The following is a 20,635-nucleotide window of genomic DNA, read 5'->3' as shown; positions in this document are numbered from 1 at the left end:
CCATATCCATCCGCGCCTTTATGGCAGGCCCAGGGTTAAGAAAGCGTCAAGCCGCGCGCAGGGCGCGGGCCGGCAGGCGCACCCGAAATGCCGCGCCGCCATGGCCCGCCACATAGGTCAGCCCGCCCCCCAGCCGCGCCATGATCTCGCGGCTGATGGCCAGGCCAAGCCCCGCGCCTTGCGCATCGCGCGCCGTCTCCAGCCGGGTGAATTTCTCGAAGATCAGGCGGCGCTGGCGTTCGGGTATCCCCGATCCGTTATCTATGAAATCCACATCCACATGCGGCCCCAGGCGCGAGACCGTGATGCGCAATTCCGGCTCCTCGGCATCGCAATATTTCCGCGCGTTGGAGAGGATATTGATGAAGACCTGCGCCAGCCGGTCGGGATCGGTCCAGAGCGATATGCGCTCAGCTTCAACGTCGCGGAGGATGCGCAACCCCTCGCCCGCCTCGATCACGCCGCTCGCGTGGATGGCCCTGTCCAGCACGTCGCCAAGGCTTGCCGCGCTTTCGTTCAGGCTGACGCGGCCATGTTCCAGCACGCTGAGATCAAGCAGATCGTCCAGCAGCCGGGTCAGGCGCAGGCTCTCGGCATGGATGATCCCCGCAAACCGCGCGCGGGCGGCCTCGTCCAGATCGCCGGACTTGAGCAATTCGGAAAACGCCCGGATCGAGGTCATCGGCGTGCGCAATTCATGGCTGATCTGGCTCAGGAAAGCGTCCTTCTGCTCGCCCAGTTGAGTCAGCTTCTGGTTGGCCTCGCGCAATTGCCGGGCCGAGCGGGTCAGTTCCTGGCTCTGCCGTTCCAGGCGGCTGGAATATTCCATCATCTGCGCGGTCTCATCGGCCACGGCCAGGAGGTCCTGCACCGACACCGTGGTGCCGCCGGTGATCTGGTAGACCATCGCATGTGCCGTCGCGGCCCCCACGGACCCGGCCAGTTCACGCTCCAGCATCTTCAGGAAATCGGGGTCCGGGTCGGGCAGCCGCGCGGCCCGGCCTTGCGCGCGGGCCGCCTCCTGAAACAGGCGCCCCGCCCGGCCCGTGCCCAGGATCCGCTGCGCCATCACCAGCAGGTCATCGGCGGCCGCCACCCCCGCCTGCCAGCCGATCGCGGGCGCGGAATGGTCGAAGACATTGACAAACTGCGCGCCCTGCAACCGCTCCATCGGCGAGGGGAACGTCACCAGCGAGACCAGCGTGAACATGGCCAGGTTCGACCCCAGCGACAGCACCATCGTCAACAGCAGCGGATCGGCCCCGGTGATGCCAAGCGGCGTTTCCGGGCGCAGCCAGCCGATCCCGAAGGGACCGCCCGCCAGCATCCCCTCCATCAGCCCGGAGGTCGCGGCATTGGGCAGAAGCAGCACCCAGGCCCAGATGCCAAAGCCCACGGCAATGCCCGCGCCCGCGCCTGCCCGTGTCGCGCCGCGCCAGAAGATGCCGCCGATGAGGGCGGGCAAGACCTGCGCCACACCCAGGAACGCGATCAGCCCGATCGAGGCCAGCGCCGCCGACCCGCCCGAGGCGCGATAGTAAATGAGCCCAAGCGCCATCACCCCGATGATCGACAAGCGCCGCGCCATCAGCGCCACCCGCCGCATATCGCCCGACATCGGATCGTCGCCCGCCGTCAGCCGCAGCCAGATCGGCACAATGATATGGTTCGACAGCATAGTGCTGAGCGCCAGCGCCGCGATGATCACCATCGAGGTGGCGCTGGAGAACCCGCCCAGAAACACCAGCAGCGCCAGCCCCTCCTGCCCCATCGCCTGCGGCAGGGTCAGCACGTAGAGGTCCGGGTTCGCCCCCGGCAGCACCTGCAACCCCACGACGGCAATGGGCAGCACGAAGAGACTCATGAGCAGCAGGTAGAGCGGAAAGGCCCAGGCCGCCGTCGCCAGGTGCCGCTCATCCGCGTTTTCGACCACCAGCACCTGGAACATGCGCGGCAGGCACAGGATCGCGGCCGCCGACAGCATGGTCAGCCCGACCCACCGCGCGCCATTGAGCTGCCATTCCGCCAGCGGGCTTTCCGCGATGCGGTCCAATATGTCCGACGGCCCGTCGGCCACGCCCCAGACCACGAAGACCCCCACCGCCAGCAAGGCCGCCAGCTTGACGATGGCCTCCAGCGCGATGGCGGACACAAGCCCCGGATGGCGTTCGTTCACATCCAGGCTGCGGGTGCCGAAGATGATGGTGAACAGCGCCATGCCCCCCGCCACCCAGATCGCGGTCACGTCCGATCCGACCTGCCCGAAGGCGCCGGGCTGCGCGAAGACCGAGAAGGACAACGTCACCGATTGCAGTTGCAGCGCCAGGTAGGGCGTGGTGCCGACCACCGCCAGGACCGTGACCAGCGCCGCCAACCCGCCCGATTTGCCGTAACGGCTGGAGATCATGTCGGCGATCGAGGTGATCCGCTGCGCCCGCCCGATCCGGACCAGTTTCCTGAGCAGCCAGAACCAGCCGACGAAGACGATCACCGGGCCAAGGTAGATGGTCATGAACTCCAGCCCCGAGCGCGCCGCCGACCCGACCGCGCCGTAGAAGGTCCAGGCCGTGGTGTAGATCGACAGCGACAGCGTGTAGGTCAGGGGCGAATTCAGCCAGCCTGCCCGCCCCTCGGCGGCGCGCTTCTCGGCCCAGAAGGCGACCGCGAACAGGCCCAACACGTAGAGCACGCAAATCGCGATGAGCCCGTCCAGCGACAGCATCAGTCGCCGCCATCCGCGTCCGGCCCCTCATCGGGGAAGGCGCGCGCCAGCGCCCCCGACAACACGCCCGACAACACCACCAGCCCGGCCCAGACGCCCAGGAAATAGACCAGCCAGCCGCCGGTCTCGCCGCTGATGCCGGTATTCGATGTCAGGATGAAGACCGGTCCGAAAAACAGGAACATCGCCAGCACCGGGGCCAGCCTTGCGGCATCCTGCAACCGGTTGCGCCGATAGGTGCGCCGTTCGAGAAACAGCCGCCGGCTCATGACGCGCCCGCCACGTCGCGCAGCGTCGCCACCATCTCGGCGTTGGAAAAGGGCTTGGTCAGGTAGGCATTGGCCCCCAGCGCCAGCGCCAGGTCGCGATCCTTGGTCTGGCCCTTGGCGGTCAGCATCAGCACCGGCAGATCGGCGGTCGCGGCATCGCGGCGCAGATCGCGCAGAATATCGAGGCCCGAGCGCCCCGGCAGCATCACGTCGAGGACCAGCACATCGGGGGCCTGGCGGGCGATCTCGGCCAATGCGGTCGCGCCATTGCCATGGCCATGCACCTCCCACCCGTCGCGCGACAGGATGAAGCTGATGGCCTCGAAGATGTTGACCTCATCCTCGACAAGCAGAACGCGACCCTTCACCGGCACCTCCCCTGGTCTCGCTCATGGCGACACACACCGTAAGAGTGCCGATGCGCGCGCGCGAATGTCAAACATTGAGTGGCGGGCCCCCTCATCCCCGCCGCGCCGCGCACTCCTCGCGCGGGCACATCTCGCAGCCCGGCCCCACCGGGCGCGGCCCCTGCGCCAGCGCCTCGTCCTCGGGCACCGCGCGCAGGAGCATCACCGCCTGCATCACCGGCTGCGCGCCGAAGCCCGTGGCCCCCACCGGCGCCGCCACCGCCCAGGCCCGGAACCGCGCCCCGTCGGGCTGCTCCAGCACCGCCAGGTCGGGCACCATGGGCCGCGCCAACGCCCCGTAAAGCGGCCAGAGCGCGCAGCCCGCCCCGTAGCGCGGCACCGAAAAGGCCGGGATGCGGCGGCGAAAGATCAGCGCCCCGGCCGCGTCGCAAATCGCAAGGCCGAACCCCGGCACGCCTTCCGCGCCACCCTCGGGCAGGCTCGCCAACCGCCGCAGCACCAGCGCCACGTCGCCGCCGCCCATCCCGATCAGCGCCTCGGGGTTGAAGTCAACCGCCGCCGCCGCCGCCAGGAACGGCCCCAGCGGCAGCCGCGCCGCATCCTCGGCGTAGCGCGTCAGCCGGTCTCGCGCCAGCCGCGCCGCGCCCGCGTCCAGCCCCTCCATGCCCTCGATGACCTCCGCAACCGACGCCACGCCGCCCGCCTCGATGGCCGGAAAATGATGCCCCGCCGCGTCGAAAGCCGCCTCCACCCGCTCCTGCGGGGTCGAGACCAGGTCGGTCCGCGCGCCCTGCCGCTCGAAATGGCGCAGTAGCGCGGTGGCATTGTCCGACAGCCGCTCCGCCTCCTCGTGCAGGTTGCGATGAAACCGCCCCCGCCAGACCGCTTCCAGGTCGGGCTCGCGCACCAGGATATCCGAGGTCGAACGGATCGCGGCCACGGTCGACAGCATCTCGTGCATCGCGCCCGCCAGTACCGGGTCATGCGCCAGCCGGTCGCGCAACCCCTCCACCGCCGCTTCAAGATCGGCGATCCGTTTCTGCTGCGCCGCGATGATCCCGATCCAGCCGGGAAAGCGGCCTGCGAATTCCTCGATCCGATCCAGCTCGGCAGGCGGCCCGAGCGCCGGCAACCCGGCGCCTGCCGCGGCATGAACCATGTCGCTCAGGCTGGCATCCATGCCATCCGACAGCCGCGCCGGTTCCACCTCCATCGCGCGGGCCAGGTCCAGGAGCAGCTTGCCGCCGATGCGCCGCTTGTTGTGCTCGATGAGGTTGAGGTAACTGGCCGAGACCCCGACCCGCTCGGCCAGATCGCCCTGCTTCATTCCCAGCGCCAGCCGCCGCTCGCGGATCCGGCTGCCGGTCAGCGCATGCCTGCGCGAGGGGGGGGTGCTGCGCGCCATCTCGGGGCCGCTCCTGTCAAGGGTCTGAAAAGAAATTAACAACCTTTGCAAGCGCCGTCAAAGACATGACACCCCGCACGCCGCCCCAGCTTCTTTGTTCGGCAAATATCCCCCCCGGAGGGTCCGCGCTCAAATCCCGCGCCGCCCGTCCGGCCAAAAACACCCCGCCGCCACAAGCGCCAATCAGGAACAAAGCGGCGCGGCCCTGCATCTTGCAGGGCCGCGCCTCAATTCGACAGCACTCGCCAGGTCTCAGTTATTCAGCGCCGCGTCCGTCACCGCATGGGTGAACGCCCCCTCGGGCTCTTGCGTGATCACCGGGTCGGACCCGCCCGCCAGAAGCGTGTCGACCGTGCGCTGATAGGCCGCCTCGTCCAGGCGCCCGTCCGAGCCCTCGGTCAGCTGCGCGATCTCGCCCATCATACGGATCTGATGCGCCTCGGTCTGCGCCCCGCTTTCATCGTAATCCAGCACGATCATCGCGGCCTCTTCGGGGTTCTCCTCGGCCCAGTCCCAACCGCGCATCGAGGCCCGCACGAAACGTGCCATGCGGTCGACGAACGCGGGATCGTCCAGGTTCTCCTCGGAGACGTAGAGCCCGTCCTCCAGCGTCGCGACCCCCTGGTCCTCATACTGGAAGGTGATCAGGTCATCCTCGCTGACGCCCGCATCCAGGACCTGGCCATATTCGTTATAGGTCATGGTCGAGATGCAATCGGCCTGGCGCTGCAACAGCGGGTCGACATTGAAGCCCTGCTGCAGCACCTCGACCCCGTCCTCGCCGCCCTCGGTGGGGATACCAAGCTGGCTCATCCAGCTCAGGAACGGGTATTCGTTGCCGAAGAACCAGACCCCCAGGGTATTGCCCCGGAAATCCTCCGGCCCCTCGATGCCCGAATCCGCCCAACAGGTCAGCATCATGCCCGAGCGGGCGAAGGGCTGCGCGATATTGACCAGCGGCAGGCCGCGTTCGCGCGCCGCCAGCGCGGCGGGCATCCATTCGACGATCACATCGGCGCCGCCGCCCGCCAGAACCTGCGGCGGGGCAATATCCGGCCCGCCGGGGTTGATGGTGACATCCAAGCCCTCTTCCTCGTAATAGCCGTTCTCCAGCGCCACGTAATAGCCCGCGAACTGCGCCTGGGTGACCCATTTCAGTTGCAGGGTCACCTCGTCCTGCGCCTGCGCCGCGCCCGCGGCAAGGCCGAGGGCCAGCGTTGTCGTCATCAGTCTTTTCATTGTCTTTCCTCCCAGAGTTATGGTTCTTGTCATGTCTTGCCGCGCTGCGACGGATGCCAGAAGGTCATGCGCGCCTCGATCCAGGCAACCAGCCCGTAAAGCGCCGAGCCCGCCACGGCGGCCACCGCGATCTCGGCCCAGACCATCGCCAGTTCCAGCGCGCCGAAACTGGTCTTGATGCGGAACCCCATGCCCACGATGGGCGAGCCGAAGAATTCCGCCACAATCGCCCCGATCAGCGCCAGCGTGGTGCAGACCTTGAGGCCATTGAAGATAAAGGGCAAGGCCGCAGGCAGGCGCAGCCTGAACAGGCCCTGCCAATAGCTTGCCGCATAGGTGCGCATCAGGTCGCGCTGCATCGCGTCACTGGCCTTGAGGCCCGCGACCGTGTTCACCAGGATCGGAAAGAACACCATGACCACGACCACGGCGGCCTTGGATTGCCAGCCGAAACCGAACCACATGACCAGGATCGGCGCGGTTCCCACGATGGGCAGCGCCGCGATGAAATTGCCGACCGGCAGCAGACCGCGTTGCAGAAACGGCGAGCGGTCCACCGCGATCGCCGTCCCGATGGCCAGAGCCGCGCCGATGATATAGCCGCTCAGCGCCCCCTTCACGACGGTCTGCACGAAATCGGCCCACAGGATCGGCCCGTTGGTCCGGATCTCGACCCAGATATCGGACGGCGCGGGCAGGATCACCTGGTTCACATCATAGAGCCGGACCGAAACCTGCCACAGCACCAGCAGCGTCAGCCCGAAGATCACCGGCACCGCGAACCGCGTCACCTGCGTGGGCCGGACCGAGAGCACCGTGTTCAGCCCCCAGGCCCCGAACCAGATCGCCAGGAGCAGCCCCGCGCGCCAGTCCAGAGCCGCGGCAATGACAACCAGCCCCGCGATCAGCCCAAGGCGCACAAGGCTCTTCGAAGTGCCTCGTGAGGTCCTTCGAAGGACCTCATTCCCTCCCGCATTCATCGCGCCAACCCCATTCTGTCCAGAACCCTGCGCTCCACCGCGCCGATCAGCCAGACCAGCACCGCCGCGCAAAGTGCGGCCATCAAGAGCGCGGCCCAGATCTGTACAGTCTGCCCGTAATAACTGCCCGAGAGCAGCCGCGCCCCAAGCCCGAACCGCGCCCCCGTCGGCAGTTCCGCCACGATGGTGCCGACCAGGGCCGCCGCGATGCCGATCTTGAGCGAGGCGAAGAGATAGGGCAGCGAGGCGGGCAGCCGCAGCTTCCAGAACACCTGGGCGCCGCTGGCCGAATAGGTGCGCATCAGGTCCAGCTCCATGCCGCGCGGGGATCGCAACCCCTTCACCATGCCGACCACGACGGGAAAGAAGCTCAGGTAACTCGATATGAGCGATTTCGGCAGCAACCCCTGCACCCCGACCGCGTTCAGCACCACGATGACCATCGGCGCGATGGCAAGGATCGGGATGGTCTGCGAGGCAATCGCCCAGGGCATCACGCTGAGATCCATGGTCCGGTTATGCACGATCCCCACGGCCAGCAGAATCCCAAGCCCGGTGCCGATGGCAAAGCCCAACAGCGTCGGCGCCAGCGTCTGCCAGGCGTGGAACAGCAGCGACCGGCGGTTGTTGACGACCCGCAGGCAGCCCTCGGAAAGGCCCGTCCAATGCTCGCGGCCCGCGCCCCACCCGGTGAACTCGCAACCGCGCGCGAGGCCGATGGTGTTTTCATACATCTCCACCACGACATCCTGCGGCCTCGGCAGGCGCGGACGCTCGAACGCGTAGGCGGCGGGGATGACGCCGGGATTGTCGATCATCAGCCGCACCAGCCCGGTCTCGCCCTGTTCGTCCGGCGTCGCGGGCGTCACGTCTTCGCCGCCGCGCATCGCCGCATCCAGCGCCAGCCGGAAATTCATCGGCGCGACGGCGGCCAGCCAAAGGCCCAGAAGCGCCGCCACCACCACCACGACCGGCAGCGCGCCGCGCAGGCTGGCGAAGAGATGCGCCAGCAGGGTGCGGCGCGGGGCGGGATTGGTCAGCGCCGTCATCGCGCGCCCCTCGTCTGCACGGGGGGTGCATGGGGGGGTGTACAGGGGGTGTACACGGGTTTCACGGCCTCAATCGTCATAGGCATGCCCCGCCCTGAGCCCGTCGCGCACCCGATGCGCGATCTCCAGAAACTCCGGCGTATCGCGGATATCGAGGGGGCGTTCCGTCGGCAGATCGCTCTCGATCACGTCCGAGATCCGCCCCGGCCGCGGGCTCATCACCACGATCTTGGTGGAGAGATAGACCGCCTCGGGGATCGAGTGGGTGACGAAGGCAATCGTCTTGGTCGTGCGCGCCCAAAGCTTGAGCAATTGCTCGTTCAGATGGTCGCGCACGATCTCGTCGAGCGCCCCGAACGGCTCGTCCATCAACAGGATATCGGCATCGAAGGCCAGCGCCCGCGCGATGGAGGCCCGCTGCTGCATCCCGCCCGATAACTGCCAGGGGTACTTCTTGCCAAATCCTTCCAGATCAACGAGTTGCAGCACGTCCCTCACGCGCCGCTCCTGCTCGGCGCGGTCGAATCCCATGATCTCCAGCGGCAGCTTGATGTTCTTCTCGATGGTCCGCCACGGGTAGAGCCCCGCCGCCTGGAAGACATAGCCATAGGCCCGGTTGCGCCGCGCCTCATCCGCGCTCATCCCGTTGACGGTGATGCTCCCGCCGGTGGGGTTTTCAAGCGCCGCCATCGTGCGCAGGAAGGTCGTCTTGCCACAGCCCGAGGGGCCGATGAAGCTGACAAACTCGCCCTTCCCGATTTCGAGCGAGACATCCTTGAGCGCATGGACCGGACCGTCATTGGTCTGGAAGGTCAGGTCGAGATTCTTGGCCTGAATGACACTCATACCGGACGCCCCCAAAGTTTCGGCTCGCTCACCTCGACCGAGTTCCGCGCAGGATCACGCACATAGATCGACCGCGCCCCGTTGGGCCAGAAAAAATCGGACTCGATCCCGACCCCCTGCCCTTCGAACCACGACGCCCATCCGTCAAGTGCCTGAGCATCCACGCGAAAACACACATGCCCCGGCCCGCGCGCGCCATGCGGCGGCACCGGCAGCTTGCCGCCGGGCACTTCGGTCGCATCGGGATTGAACAGCATCACCATGCCCGGCCCGCATTCGAAAAACACGTGCCGCCCCTCGCTGCGCGAATGTTCCCGCAGCCCGATCACATCGGCGTAGAACCCGGCGGTCTCGTCCAGATTCCGTGCATAAAGCGCCGTTTCCAGCACCGCTTCGGGACCTCTCATTCAGATCCCCGCCGGAATGTTCAGCGGATCGCGGTTGATCTGCTTGGGTGCGGTCAGCGCCTTCCATTTGCTCAGCGCCTCATGCGCCGAGGGGAAAGGCGGGCGCGGCACGAAGCGGCCCCGGCCCGGTTGCGGCTGGCTGTTCTGCCCCCAGGCCCAGATGACCTCGCCCCGGCTCAGCGTGTAGCGCGCCTGAGCGGTCACGTCGAAGCCCTCGAAGACGTTGTAATCCAGCACCGAATGGTGGTTCGACGCGCTGATCGTCTTGGAGATCTTGGGATCCCAGACCACAATATCGGCATCCGCCCCTTCGACGATCGCGCCCTTTTTAGGGTAGATATTCAATATCTTGGCGACGTTCGTTGAAGTGGCCGCGACAAATTCGTTCGGCGTCAGGCGACCGGTTTCCACGCCTTCCGTCCACAAGACGGCCAGGCGCTCCTCCAGCCCGTTCGAGCCGTTGGGAATGATCCGGAAATCGTCTCTCCCTGCGCGTTTCTGTTCGGTATTGAAGGCGGCGTGATCGGTGGCCACGACCTGCAACGATCCGGCCTGCAACCCCGCCCAGAGGCTCTGCTGGTGTTCCTTGTTGCGGAAGGGCGGCGACATCACGCGGCGCGCGGCATGGTCCCAATCCTTGTTGAAATACTCCGATTCATCGAGCGTCAGGAATTGTATGAGAGGCTCGCCATAGACCCGCATCCCCTTTTGCCGCGCGCGCCTTATGGCCTCATGCGCCTGTTCACAGGAGACATGCACGATGTAGAGAGGCACGCCCGCCGCATCGGCGATGGTAATCGCGCGGTTCGCTGCCTCGCCCTCGAATTCGGGCGGGCGCGAATAGGCGTGGCCTTCCGGCCCGGTGATGCCCTTCGCCATCATCTGTTCCTGCATGTCGGCGACCAGATCGCCGTTTTCGGCATGCACCATGGGAAGCGCGCCAAGCTCCTTGCAGCGCTTGAACGAGGCGAACATCTCGTCATCCTCGATCATCAATGCGCCCTTGTAGGCCATGAAATGCTTGAACGAGTTGACGCCCATATCGACGGCATCCTTCATCTCGTTGAAGACGCTCTCATCCCATCCCGTGACGGCCATGTGATAGCCGATATCCGAGCAGATCTGTGGCGCCGATTTCCGGTGCCACTCATTGATCGCGTTCTTGATGCTGCCATCGGCGCCCGGCAGGCAGAAATCGACCACCATCGTGGTGCCGCCCGTCGCCGCCGCCCAGGTGCCGGATTCGAAGGTTTCCGCCGCCGTCGTGCCCATGAAGGGCATTTCCAGATGGGTATGCGGGTCGATGCCGCCGGGGATGACATAGGCGCCTTCCGCGTCAATATATTCATCGCCTTTCAGATCCTCGCCGATCTGTTTGATGGTCTCGCCCTCGATCAGCACATCGGCCCTCCAGGTGCGGTCGGCGGTGCAGACCATGCCACTCTTGATCACTTTCGTGGTCATTGTTTTTCCTCCAAGTTAACTGGATTTAGCGGGCCGTCGTTTTCCCAGTGCCTACGGTTCGCTCGCGTCGGTGCATTGAAGTGGACCGGCACTTCGAACGATATTCGACTCACTGACTCCTTGGCGACATTACCCTTCAATTCTCCAAAACTGAGAACGGAGATTCCACCGCCACCCTCAGCATTGATAGTCACCGCAACTTCAAACGTGACCAATTGCCCATCAGTTTTACTGACACCCTCGACCATGCCGGGCGCAACAAACAGCTTTGCTTCTTCTTGCGCATCAGCAACTCCGTCCGTGATCTGGAGTAAGGTTTGTTTGACAAATTCACTTAGATTCATTGAGTTTTACCACGCTCCCTACAGGCAGACCGGCACGTTTTCCTCATCACGCACCGGACTCTGGATCGAGTCCCGTGGCACGTGTTGCCTGTCCCGATCGCAGCCATCGACCGTGCCCTGCCGGATCGACTCCCCGGGCATGTCCGCGGGGATGTGATCCAAGGCGATCGGCGGGCCCGACCCCGATCAGAGCAATGGCTGTTCTCATTCCACGATCTCCGCCGTTTCGACCACCGCGTGCATCAGCACATTGGCCCCGGCCTCGGCCCATTCCGGGCTGATCTCCTCGGCCTCGTTATGGCTGAGGCCATCGACACAGGGGCACATCACCATCGCCGTCGGCGCCACATCATTGATCCAGCACGCATCATGGCCCGCGCCCGAGACAATATCCATATGCGAATAGCCAAGCCGTTCGGCGGCATTGCGCACGGCGGCGACGCAGCCCTCGTCAAAGGCGGGCGGGTCGAACTGGCCGACGATCTCGGATGAGAATTCCACGCCGATATCTTCGCAGAGTTTCGGCGCGCGGGCGTTGAACTCCTCCACCATCCCGTTGAGCTTGTCCAGAAGATGGGTGCGCATGTCGACGGTGAAGACCGCGCGGCCGGGGATGATGTTGCGGCTGTTGGGGTAGATGTCGATATGGCCGATCGCGCCCACGGCATTGGGCTGGTTGTCCATGGCGATTTCATGCACCAGCTCGGTGATCAGCGCGAGGCCGCGCCCCGCATTCCTGCGCATCGCCATGGGGGTCGAGCCGGTATGGCTTTCCTTGCCCGTCACGGTGCATTCGATCCAGCGCAGACCCTGCCCGTGGGTGACGACACCGATATCCTTGCCCTCGGCCTCCAGAATCGGGCCCTGTTCGATATGCAGCTCGAACATGGCGTGCATCTTGCGCTCGCCGACCTTCTCGGTGCCTTTCCAGCCGATGCGCTCCAGCTCATCGCCGAAACGCTTGCCCTCCGCGTCGATGCGGTCGTAGGCCCAATCGCGGTCATGCTTGCCCGCGAAGACGCCCGAGGACAGCATCGCGGGGGCATAGCGCGTGCCCTCCTCGTTGGTCCAGTTCGTCACCACGATGGGGTGTTTCGTCTTGATGCCCAAATCATTGAGCGTGCGGATGATTTCGAGGCCCCCAAGCACGCCCAACACGCCGTCATACTTGCCGCCCGTGGGCTGCGTATCGAGGTGAGAGCCGACATAGACCGGCAGTGCTTCCGGATCCGTGCCCTCACGCCGCGCGAACATGTTGCCCATCTCGTCAAGCCCCATGGACAGGCCCGCCGCCTCGCACCATTTCTGGAACAGCGCGCGGCCCTCGGCATCCTCATCGGTCAGGGTCTGGCGGTTGTTGCCGCCCGCGACGCCGGGGCCGATCCTGGCCATCTCCATCAGGCTGTCCCAAAGGCGGCTGCCGTCGATCTTGAGGTTTTCACCGGGGGCGGGCATTCGGGCTCTCCTTCGCGTTCATGTCAAAGGGGGGCTTGGCACCGTCAAACGCGCCGCGCCGAACAGGTCTGATCCTGGTCATCTTCCCCCCTGGTCCTGACAGCCGCAGACAAAACTCCGGCCGGCTTGATTGTTCTTTTTGACCAATCGGTCAAGAACAGGCTATCAGAGGGATATGGTCAGTCAAGAAATAGCATGGCGCTTTGTCGGATTTGGCGCGAGATTCGAGGGACGGGGATGAACCTGCAGCCGCCGCGCACACGAATTCAGCGCAAGAATACCGAGAACATCCTGAATGCCGGGCTGGAGGTGTTCTCGCGCCACGGGTTTCGCGGCGCAACGCTGGACCAGATCGCCGCCGAGGCGGGGCTGTCAAAACCCAACCTGCTCTATTACTTCCCCTCGAAGGAGGCGATTCACGTCACCCTTATGGACCGGCTGATGCAGACCTGGCTGGACCCGCTGCGCAAGCTGGATGCCGGCGGCGACCCGGTGGCCGAGCTTTTGGCCTATGTCCGGCGCAAATTGCAGATGAGCCGGGATTTTCCGCGTGAAAGCAAGCTCTTCGCCAACGAAATCCTGCAAGGCGCGCCGCGGATGCTGGCGGCATTGGAGGGCGATCTCAAGCGGCTGGTCGATGAAAAGGCGACTGTGATCGCGGGCTGGTCGCGGGCCGGGCGGCTGGCGCGGATCGACCCGCATCACCTGATCATCTCGATCTGGGCGCTGACGCAGCATTACGCCGATTTCGACGTGCAGATTCGCGCCGTTCTGGGGCCGGGGCACGACCCGATGACAGAGGCCGAGAGCTACCTTGTGACGCTGTTCACCAAGCTGCTGACGCCGGAGGGGTAAGGGCTTTCGAAAGCCCTCATGAGGCTCTTCGAAGAGCCTCAGCGCGCCACATCGGCAGCGGTGAAATCGATATGGATATGGTTGCCGTCGGGGTCGTGGATATTGACCTGCACCACATCGACCGGGCCGGGTGGCACGCGGGACAGGCGGTAGGGGATGCCCATCTCCTCCAGCCGCGCGATGAAATCGGCATAGCCCGTTGCGCGCAGGGCGAAATGCTCCAGCGCCAGGGTGTCGCCGCCGGGGCCGTCGACGGCCCCATCCTCTATCAGATGGATAACCGCCTGATCGCCCGCATAGAGCCAGGCGCCCGGAAAACCGAACGCGGGGCGCGCACCGGGCTGCATCATCAGTACACGCCCATACCAGTCGACCATCGTGTCGAGCTGGCCCGTGCGCAGGTTCACATGGTCGAGCGCTTCAATCATGTCTTGTCCTTTCTCTCACGCCGGAACCGCAATTGCCGCCGTCCGGTCATCCCCGCCTCGACACGCCCCGCCCAACGAAAGTAGCGAAACACAAGCTCGGCCTCGCAGATCTTGAAGACGAGATAGCAGGTCAGGGCCACCAGCCCGGTGCCCGTCAGTTGCAGAAGCTGCACCAGCGCCCCTTCGCGCAGCGCCACCAGCCCGTGGCGCTGGATGAAGTCGAAATTGGCCATCGCAATGGCAAAGAGGTTGACCGAGATGAAGGCCAGCGCCACCGCCGACAGCCCCGCAAGAGCAATTACGGCAAGGGCGGGCCAGCGCGTGACATTCAGCAAGATCACCTCATTCCGCCGCCTGCGCGCCGGGATTGTTGGGATGGGTCGTCCAGTTGGCGTAGTCCTCCTCCACCACCTTGCCGGTGCGTTCGTCGATCTGGCCGGGCTCCAGCGTCACCATGGTGATGCAATCCTCGACCGGGCAGACATTGACGCAGAGGTTGCAGGCAACGCATTCGTCATCCTTGACCTCGAAGACGCGATCCGCCGACATGGAAATCGCCTGGTGCGACGTATCCTCGCAAGCCGCATAGCAACGCCCGCATTTGATGCACATATCCTGGTCGATGCGCGCCTTGGTGACGTGGTTGAGGTTGAGGTAATTCCAATCCGTCACGTTCGGAACAGCCTGGCCGATGAAGTCCTGCGTGCTGGTATGGCCCTTTTCGTCCATCCACTGGGAAAGCCCCGAGATCATCTCCTCGACGATCTTGAAGCCATAGGTCATGGCGGCCGTACAGACCTGCACATTCCCCGCGCCAAGCGCCATGAACTCGGCCGCGTCGCGCCATGTGGTGATGCCGCCGATGGCCGAGATGGGGAAGCCGTGGGTTTCCGGGTCGCGGGCAATCTCCGCCACCATGTGCATGGCGATGGGTTTGACCGCCGGCCCGCAATACCCGCCATGCGTGCCCTTGCCGTCGATCATCGGCTCGGGGCTCATCACATCGAGATTGACCGAGGTGATCGAGTTGATCGTGTTGATGAGGGACACCGCATCCGCCCCGCCCGCCTTGGCCGCACGCGCCGAGCTGCGAATATCGGTGATGTTCGGTGTCAGCTTCACGATGACGGGGCGCGAGTAATACATCTTGCACCATTCCGCGACCATCTGGACATATTCCGGCACCTGCCCCACGGCAGACCCCATGCCGCGTTCGGCCATGCCATGCGGGCAGCCGAAGTTGAGCTCGATCCCGTCCGCGCCGGTATCCTCGACGCGCGGCAGGATGTCCTTCCAGGCCTGTTCCTCGCAGGGCACCATGATCGAGGCGATGATGGCCCGGTCGGGATAGTCCTTCTTGACGCGGGCGATTTCATCAAGGTTCACCTGCAAGGGCCGGTCGGTGATCAGCTCGATATTGTTGAGGCCCAACAGGCGGCGATCCGCCCCCCAGATCGCGCCATAGCGCGGGCCGTTCACATTGACGACGGGCGGGCCTTCCGCGCCGAGCGTCTTCCAGACCACGCCGCCCCATCCGGCCTCGAAAGCGCGGCGGACATTGTATTCCTTGTCCGTGGGCGGGGCAGAGGCCAGCCAGAACGGGTTGGGGGTCTTGATGCCGAGGAAGTCTGTCGTCAGATCAGCCATGGGTGTCGTCCTTTCAGGTCTCGCAGCGGGCCGAGTGTAGCACGGAAGGCCGCATCGCCCGGAATCACATTCAAATCGGGGCCGCGCGTCACGCGCTCAGGCTTGCGTGGATGTCCTCCGCCGCGTCGCGCCCTTCGGCCACCGCCGTCACGGTCAGGTCATCGCCGCTGCTTGCGCAATCGCCCCCGGCCCAAACCCCGGCCTCGGAGGTGCGGCCCGCGCCGGTGATCGCGATCTTGCGCCCGTCCAGTTTCAGAGCCCCGGCATCGCCGAGCGACTGCCCGATGGCCTTGAAGACCTGGTCGGCGGGGAGGGTAAAGCGCTCGCCCGTGCCTTTCAGCCCCTCGGGCGTCTGCGTCGTGTATTCGGCCTCAAGGGCCTGCACCGCGCCGTTTCCGGTCATTCGCACCGGCATGGCGTTGAAGATGATCCGCACGCCCTTGGAGGCGGCCAGATCCTGTTCATAACGACTGGCGGGCATGGCGTCCCGGCCCCGGCGATAGAGGATGGTGACGTTCTCCGCCCCCAGGAGCTTGGATTGCACAGCGGCGTCCACCGCCGTCATGCCGCCGCCGATCACCACCACGTTGCGGCCCACGGGTAGGCTGGAAAGATCGCCCGCCTGGCGCAGGTCGGCGATGAAATCGACCGCATTGGCCACACCCTCCTTGTCCTCACCGTCAGTGCGCAGCGCGTTCACACCGGCCAGCCCCATGCCCAGGAACACCGCGTCATAATCGCCGCGCAACTCCTCCAGCGTCAGGTCGCGGCCAAGCGCCCGCCCGTTCAGCATCCGGATGCCGCCGATCTGCATCAGCCAATTCACTTCCGCCTCGGCGAAGCCACCCACCGTCTTGTAGGCGGCGATGCCGTATTCGTTGAGGCCACCGGGTTTTTCCCGCGCCTCGAAGATGTCGACGTCATGGCCCTTCATCGCCAGGCGATGCGCACAGGCCAGACCGGCGGGGCCCGCGCCGACCACGGCGACCTTTCGGCCCGTGGGCGCGGCGCGGGAATAGGGATGCGTGCCCGCCGCCATCACCGTGTCGGTGGCATAGCGTTGCAGCCGCCCGATCTCGACCGGCTTTCCTTCCGCGGCCTCGCGCACGCAGGCTTCTTCGCAAAGCGTCTCGGTCGGGCAGACGCGGGCGCACATGCCGCCCAGGATATTCTGGTCGAAGATAGTCCTGGCCGCCGCCTCGGGCGTATCTGTCGCGATCTGGCGGATGAACAGGGGAATGTCGATCGAGGTCGGGCAGGCCGTGATGCAGGGCGCGTCATGGCAGAAATAACAGCGATCCGCCGCCACCAGAGCCTCGTGATCATCCAAGGGCGCGTGCAGATCGGCGAAATTGGCCGCGTATTCTGCGCGATCCAGCCGCGCGGGCGCGATGCCGGGGGTGAATGGGCTGTTCGACATGGGGCCTCCCTTCCCTGATCGAATGAATGTCTTGGCAAAACGCTTGCACAGGTCTCATTTTTGATCAAGTGGTAAAAAATGAAATCTGCGGGATCGCAGGCGCGTCCGCCGCGAAAACGGGGCCCCGTGGTTGGCTTTTGCTTTTCACCCCCCGCGCGTGGCACTATATACGGGCGAACAGGATCATGCGCAGGGCAATGACGGCAGAAAGCCGGGGCCCTCGCGCGGCACATGAGGGACAGGACATATGGCAGACAAGTCGCATGACGGGGACGTGGCATTCATCAAGGCGCTGGCCGAATTGCTGGAACAGAACGACCTGACCGAGATCGAGGTCATGCGCGAATATGGCGAGGATGACAGCCTGAACGTGCGCGTCAGCCGCCAGATGGCCGTGGCCCCCGCCCCCGCCTATCACGCCCCCGCGCCTGCCGCGCCGCAGGCCCAAGCGACGCCCGCCGCCCCGGCCACGCCCGCGACCGGCGGCGACCCGGCGCAGGACCCCGATGCGCTGACCTCGCCGATGGTCGGCACCGCCTACCTGGCGCCGGAACCGGGATCACCCAATTTCGTCTCGGTCGGCGACAAGGTGGCCGAGGGGCAGACCCTGATGATCGTCGAGGCGATGAAGACGATGAACCAGATCCCCTCGCCCCGCGCGGGCACCGTCACCCGCATCCTGATCGGCGATGGCGACCCGGTGGAATTCGGCTCGCCCCTGATGATCATCTCCTGAAGGGCGCGACATGTTTGACAAAATCCTGATTGCCAATCGCGGCGAGATCGCCCTGCGCGTCATTCGCGCCGCGCGCGAGATGGGCATCCAGTCGGTTGCCGTCCATTCCACCGCCGACAGTGACGCGATGCATGTGCGCATGGCCGATGAGGCGATCTGCATCGGCCCGCCCTCGGCCACGCAAAGCTACCTGTCCATTCCCGCGATCATCTCGGCCTGCGAGATCACCGGCGCGCAGGCGATCCATCCCGGCTATGGTTTCCTGTCGGAAAACGCCGCCTTCGTGCAGATCGTCGAGGATCACGACCTGACCTTCATCGGCCCCACGGCGGAACATATCCGCGTCATGGGCGACAAGATCACCGCCAAGGAGACGATGAGGAAGCTCGGCGTGCCCTGCGTGCCCGGCAGCGAGGGCGGTGTCGACACGCTGGAGGACGCGCTGAAGATCGGCGAGGAATTCGGCTATCCCGTCATCATCAAGGCGACGGCGGGCGGCGGCGGCAAGGGCATGAAGGTGGCGCGCTCGGCCGAGGAGATGAAATCGGCCTTCCAGACCGCGCGCGCGGAAGGCAAGTCGAATTTCGGCAATTCGGATGTCTATATCGAGAAATACCTGACCACACCGCGCCATATCGAGATTCAGGTCTTCGGCGACGGCAAGGGCCGCGCCGTGCATCTGGGCGAGCGTGACTGCTCCCTGCAACGCCGCCACCAGAAAGTGTTCGAGGAGGCCCCCGGCCCCGCGATCGACGCGGCGACCCGCGCCCGGATCGGCAAGATCTGCGCCGATGCAATGGCCGATATCAACTATATCGGGGCCGGCACGATCGAGTTCCTCTTTGAGGATGGCGAGTTCTATTTCATCGAGATGAACACCCGGCTTCAGGTCGAACACCCGGTGACCGAGGGCGTCTTCGGCGTCGACCTCGTGCGCGAACAGATCCGCGTCGCCGCCGGTTTGCCGATGTCGTTCACCCAGGACGACCTGCAGGTGCAGGGCCACGCCATCGAGGTGCGCATCAACGCCGAGAAACTGCCGAATTTCTCGCCCTGCCCCGGCAAGATCACGCAATTCCACGCCCCCGGCGGGCTTGGCGTGCGGATGGATTCGGCGCTCTATGACGGCTATTCGATCCCGCCCTATTACGACAGCCTGATCGCCAAGCTGATCGTGCAGGGCCGCGACCGGCCCGAGGCGCTGGCGCGTCTGCACCGGGCGCTTGGCGAATTGATCGTGGACGGCATCGACACCACCATCCCCCTCTTCCGCGACCTGCTGCGCGAAGAGGCGGTTCAGACGGGCAATTACAACATCCACTGGCTGGAAAAGTGGCTGGCGGAAACCTATCCCTGACCCGACGCTTTCCGCCCCGTAACCCGATATGGATACGGGGGCGATTTCGCCTTTGCGCTGACCCGGATCGCGCAACAGTCTGTCGCAGCCGCCCCCCGCTACATTCGCGGGAAACCCTGCTAGACTGCCGGTGCAATGCCTCATGATGTCCTGACCCCCACACGCCCCGCCATCACCCCTGATCTTCTGCTCAGGGCCTATTCGGTGGGCATTTTTCCGATGTCCGAGGGGCGCGAGGATCCGGGCGTTTTCTGGGTCGATCCGCAGATGCGCGGGATCATTCCCCTGAATGGCCTGCACATCTCGCGCAGCCTGGCCCGCGCGATCCGGGCAGAGCGCTACCAGGTCCGCGTCAACGCCGATTTCGCGGGCACCGTGCTGGGATGCGCCGCGCGCGACGAGACCTGGATCAACGACCAGATCTTCGACCTCTACGAACAGCTTCACGCCGCGGGCTTCGCCCATTCGGTCGAGGTCTGGGATGGGGATGACCTGGTCGGCGGCGTCTATGGCGTGGCGCTCGGCGCCGCGTTCTTCGGCGAAAGCATGTTCTCGCGCCGTACGAATGCCTCCAAGATCGCGCTGGCCTACCTGGTCAAGCGGCTGCGCTACGGCGGCTTTCAGCTGTTCGATACGCAGTTCGTCACCGATCACCTGCTGAGCATGGGCGCGGTCGAAATCCCGCGTTCCGAGTATCGCAAGCGGCTGGAAAAGGCGCTGGATTGGGAGGCCGATTTCCTCGCCCAACCCTCACCGGTGCCGGTTCACGAGATCCTGCACCGCAGAACCCAGACATCGTAGCGCGGGTGTTCCAACGCCACCAGCGCGGGGCTGGAGGCGATCATCCAGGCGTTGAACAGCTCCTCGCCCTCAAGATCGAGCACCTGGACATGGGCATAGGCCTCGGCCTCGGGCGTGTCCTCGGGGTAGCGGCATTCGATCAGCCGCACCGCGATGCGCCCGATCAGCACGGTCTGGCCGCGCGCGATGTCGATATCGGTGGACCGGCCCACGGTCTTGTCCAGCATCCGCAGCACCGCGCCGGGGGCTTCCAGAACCACCGGGCCGGGGTCGAAATTCGGGTTCGGCTCCTGCGTCAGCTGCACGCCGTCCTGCTGCGCCAGCGCCGCGAGGGGCGTGAGCATCAGGGTCAGCGCAAGCGCGAGCCGTCTCATTGCGTGCTGTCCCCGCCATTGCCGCCGACATAGCGCAGCAGAAGCGTGACCAGCGAGACCGAGCTTTGCGTGTTGTAGACCTCGTCCCCCTCGGCCAGGGCTTCGAGGGATCCGCCGGGCAGAAGCTCAACGAAATTGCCGCCGAGCAGCCCTTCCGAGGAGATCGCAACCGTGCTGTCCTCGGGCACCTCGACATCGTCGAGCACGGTGAACCCGACATCGGCGCGGAAGGTTTCGGTGTTCAGCGTCAGATCGGTGACGGATCCCACGCGCACGCCGGCCAGCCGCACATCGGTGCCGACCGTGATGCCGTCCGCGGCGCGGAACGAGGCCGACAGGCGGTAGCTGTCGCTCGATCCCATCTCGTAGCCGCCGACCTGCGCGGCATAGATGAAGAACCCCACCGCGGCGGCCAGGACGGCGCCGCCCACCAGAACTTCTGTCGTGTTTTCGGACATTTGAAAGGCTC

Annotated in this window: 22 protein-coding genes; 4 read left to right on the top strand and 18 right to left on the bottom strand. The window is 65.4% G+C overall.

Annotated elements, in window-relative coordinates; genetic code table 11:
- Positions 1-46: 46 nt before the first annotated feature.
- The 12 genes from HNS34_RS02200 to HNS34_RS02145 all read right to left on the bottom strand — a co-directional run bounded on the left by HNS34_RS02200 (position 47) and on the right by HNS34_RS02145 (position 12,548).
- Positions 47-2,722: an ATP-binding protein gene (locus HNS34_RS02200; RefSeq protein ID WP_172317525.1), complete on the bottom strand. Its 2,676-nt coding sequence runs from the start codon at positions 2,720-2,722 to the stop codon at positions 47-49.
- Positions 2,722-2,991 (bottom strand): hypothetical protein, encoded by a 270-nt coding sequence (locus tag HNS34_RS02195; RefSeq protein WP_172317523.1) that lies wholly within the window; start codon positions 2,989-2,991, stop codon positions 2,722-2,724. The genes HNS34_RS02200 and HNS34_RS02195 overlap by 1 nt, the downstream gene beginning before the upstream one ends.
- Positions 2,988-3,359, bottom strand: a complete 372-nt coding sequence (locus tag HNS34_RS02190; protein WP_172317521.1) for a response regulator transcription factor — start codon at positions 3,357-3,359, stop codon at positions 2,988-2,990. Before HNS34_RS02190 ends, HNS34_RS02195 begins: the two co-directional genes overlap by 4 nt.
- 91 nt (positions 3,360-3,450) lie before the next feature.
- A complete protein-coding gene (locus HNS34_RS02185; protein WP_172317519.1) occupies positions 3,451-4,764 on the bottom strand; it encodes a helix-turn-helix transcriptional regulator in 1,314 nt (437 codons plus the stop codon).
- Between the two features lie 252 nt (positions 4,765-5,016).
- Positions 5,017-6,003, bottom strand: a complete 987-nt coding sequence (locus HNS34_RS02180; RefSeq protein ID WP_172317517.1) for an ABC transporter substrate-binding protein — start codon at positions 6,001-6,003, stop codon at positions 5,017-5,019.
- Between the two features lie 29 nt (positions 6,004-6,032).
- Positions 6,033-6,923, bottom strand: coding sequence for an ABC transporter permease (locus tag HNS34_RS02175; RefSeq protein ID WP_407925845.1), 891 nt, complete (start codon positions 6,921-6,923; stop codon positions 6,033-6,035).
- A 56-nt stretch (positions 6,924-6,979) separates the two neighbouring features.
- A complete protein-coding gene (locus HNS34_RS02170) occupies positions 6,980-8,032 on the bottom strand; it encodes an ABC transporter permease (protein ID WP_407925844.1) in 1,053 nt (350 codons plus the stop codon).
- A gap of 69 nt (positions 8,033-8,101) precedes the next feature.
- Entirely contained in the window at positions 8,102-8,878 is a 777-nt protein-coding gene (locus HNS34_RS02165; protein WP_172317513.1) for an ABC transporter ATP-binding protein, read from the bottom strand.
- Positions 8,875-9,285 (bottom strand): VOC family protein, encoded by a 411-nt coding sequence (locus HNS34_RS02160; RefSeq protein WP_172317511.1) that lies wholly within the window; start codon positions 9,283-9,285, stop codon positions 8,875-8,877. The genes HNS34_RS02165 and HNS34_RS02160 overlap by 4 nt, the downstream gene beginning before the upstream one ends.
- Positions 9,286-10,749, bottom strand: coding sequence for a dihydropyrimidinase (gene hydA / locus HNS34_RS02155; RefSeq protein WP_172317509.1), 1,464 nt, complete (start codon positions 10,747-10,749; stop codon positions 9,286-9,288).
- Entirely contained in the window at positions 10,746-11,093 is a 348-nt protein-coding gene (locus HNS34_RS02150; protein WP_172317507.1) for a hypothetical protein, read from the bottom strand. The genes hydA and HNS34_RS02150 overlap by 4 nt, the downstream gene beginning before the upstream one ends.
- A gap of 204 nt (positions 11,094-11,297) precedes the next feature.
- The gene (locus tag HNS34_RS02145; protein ID WP_172317505.1) at positions 11,298-12,548 is read right to left on the bottom strand and encodes a Zn-dependent hydrolase; all 1,251 of its coding nucleotides are present in this window, start codon (positions 12,546-12,548) and stop codon (positions 11,298-11,300) included.
- Positions 12,549-12,785: 237 nt separating this feature from the next.
- On the opposite strand from HNS34_RS02145, the gene HNS34_RS02140 reads away from it, so the two are divergent.
- Positions 12,786-13,403 (top strand): TetR family transcriptional regulator C-terminal domain-containing protein, encoded by a 618-nt coding sequence (locus HNS34_RS02140; protein WP_172317503.1) that lies wholly within the window; start codon positions 12,786-12,788, stop codon positions 13,401-13,403.
- Positions 13,404-13,441: 38 nt separating this feature from the next.
- On the opposite strand, the gene HNS34_RS02135 is transcribed toward HNS34_RS02140, so the two are convergent.
- From HNS34_RS02135 to HNS34_RS02120, 4 genes are all read right to left on the bottom strand, one after another.
- On the bottom strand, positions 13,442-13,831 hold the full coding sequence (locus HNS34_RS02135) for a VOC family protein (RefSeq protein WP_172317501.1): 390 nt from the start codon (positions 13,829-13,831) through the stop codon (positions 13,442-13,444).
- Positions 13,828-14,172, bottom strand: coding sequence for a hypothetical protein (locus HNS34_RS02130; RefSeq protein ID WP_172317499.1), 345 nt, complete (start codon positions 14,170-14,172; stop codon positions 13,828-13,830). Before HNS34_RS02130 ends, HNS34_RS02135 begins: the two co-directional genes overlap by 4 nt.
- A 1-nt stretch (position 14,173) precedes the next feature.
- Positions 14,174-15,478 carry an NAD-dependent dihydropyrimidine dehydrogenase subunit PreA gene (gene preA / locus HNS34_RS02125; RefSeq protein WP_172317497.1) on the bottom strand — a complete coding sequence of 435 codons (1,305 nt, stop codon included), beginning with the start codon at positions 15,476-15,478 and terminating at the stop codon, positions 14,174-14,176.
- 88 nt (positions 15,479-15,566) lie between these two features.
- Complete coding sequence (locus HNS34_RS02120; protein WP_172317495.1) at positions 15,567-16,898, bottom strand: NAD(P)-dependent oxidoreductase; 1,332 nt, start codon at positions 16,896-16,898, stop codon at positions 15,567-15,569.
- 247 nt (positions 16,899-17,145) lie between these two features.
- Between HNS34_RS02120 and accB the strand changes: the two genes are divergently transcribed.
- The 3 genes from accB (at position 17,146) to aat (ending at position 19,792) form a co-directional block, all read left to right on the top strand.
- On the top strand, positions 17,146-17,634 hold the full coding sequence (gene accB / locus HNS34_RS02115) for an acetyl-CoA carboxylase biotin carboxyl carrier protein (RefSeq protein ID WP_172317494.1): 489 nt from the start codon (positions 17,146-17,148) through the stop codon (positions 17,632-17,634).
- A 10-nt stretch (positions 17,635-17,644) separates the two neighbouring features.
- The gene (accC, locus tag HNS34_RS02110; protein ID WP_172317492.1) at positions 17,645-18,991 is read left to right on the top strand and encodes an acetyl-CoA carboxylase biotin carboxylase subunit; all 1,347 of its coding nucleotides are present in this window, start codon (positions 17,645-17,647) and stop codon (positions 18,989-18,991) included.
- A 135-nt stretch (positions 18,992-19,126) separates the two neighbouring features.
- Positions 19,127-19,792, top strand: a complete 666-nt coding sequence (gene aat, locus HNS34_RS02105) for a leucyl/phenylalanyl-tRNA--protein transferase (protein WP_172317490.1) — start codon at positions 19,127-19,129, stop codon at positions 19,790-19,792.
- On the opposite strand, the gene HNS34_RS02100 is transcribed toward aat, so the two are convergent.
- Positions 19,756-20,166: a DUF2155 domain-containing protein gene (locus tag HNS34_RS02100; protein WP_235952583.1), complete on the bottom strand. Its 411-nt coding sequence runs from the start codon at positions 20,164-20,166 to the stop codon at positions 19,756-19,758. The two genes, aat and HNS34_RS02100, sit on opposite strands and share 37 nt — an antisense overlap.
- Positions 20,163-20,624 carry an outer membrane lipid asymmetry maintenance protein MlaD gene (gene mlaD / locus HNS34_RS02095; RefSeq protein WP_172317488.1) on the bottom strand — a complete coding sequence of 154 codons (462 nt, stop codon included), beginning with the start codon at positions 20,622-20,624 and terminating at the stop codon, positions 20,163-20,165. The genes HNS34_RS02100 and mlaD overlap by 4 nt, the downstream gene beginning before the upstream one ends.
- Positions 20,625-20,635: the final 11 nt, after the last annotated feature.

The organism is Alterinioella nitratireducens (assembly GCF_013155465.1).
Lineage (GTDB): Bacteria > Pseudomonadota > Alphaproteobacteria > Rhodobacterales > Rhodobacteraceae > Alterinioella > Alterinioella nitratireducens.
The sequence above is the reverse complement of the archived record's forward strand: the minus strand, read 5'-3'. Positions and strand labels throughout refer to the sequence as shown.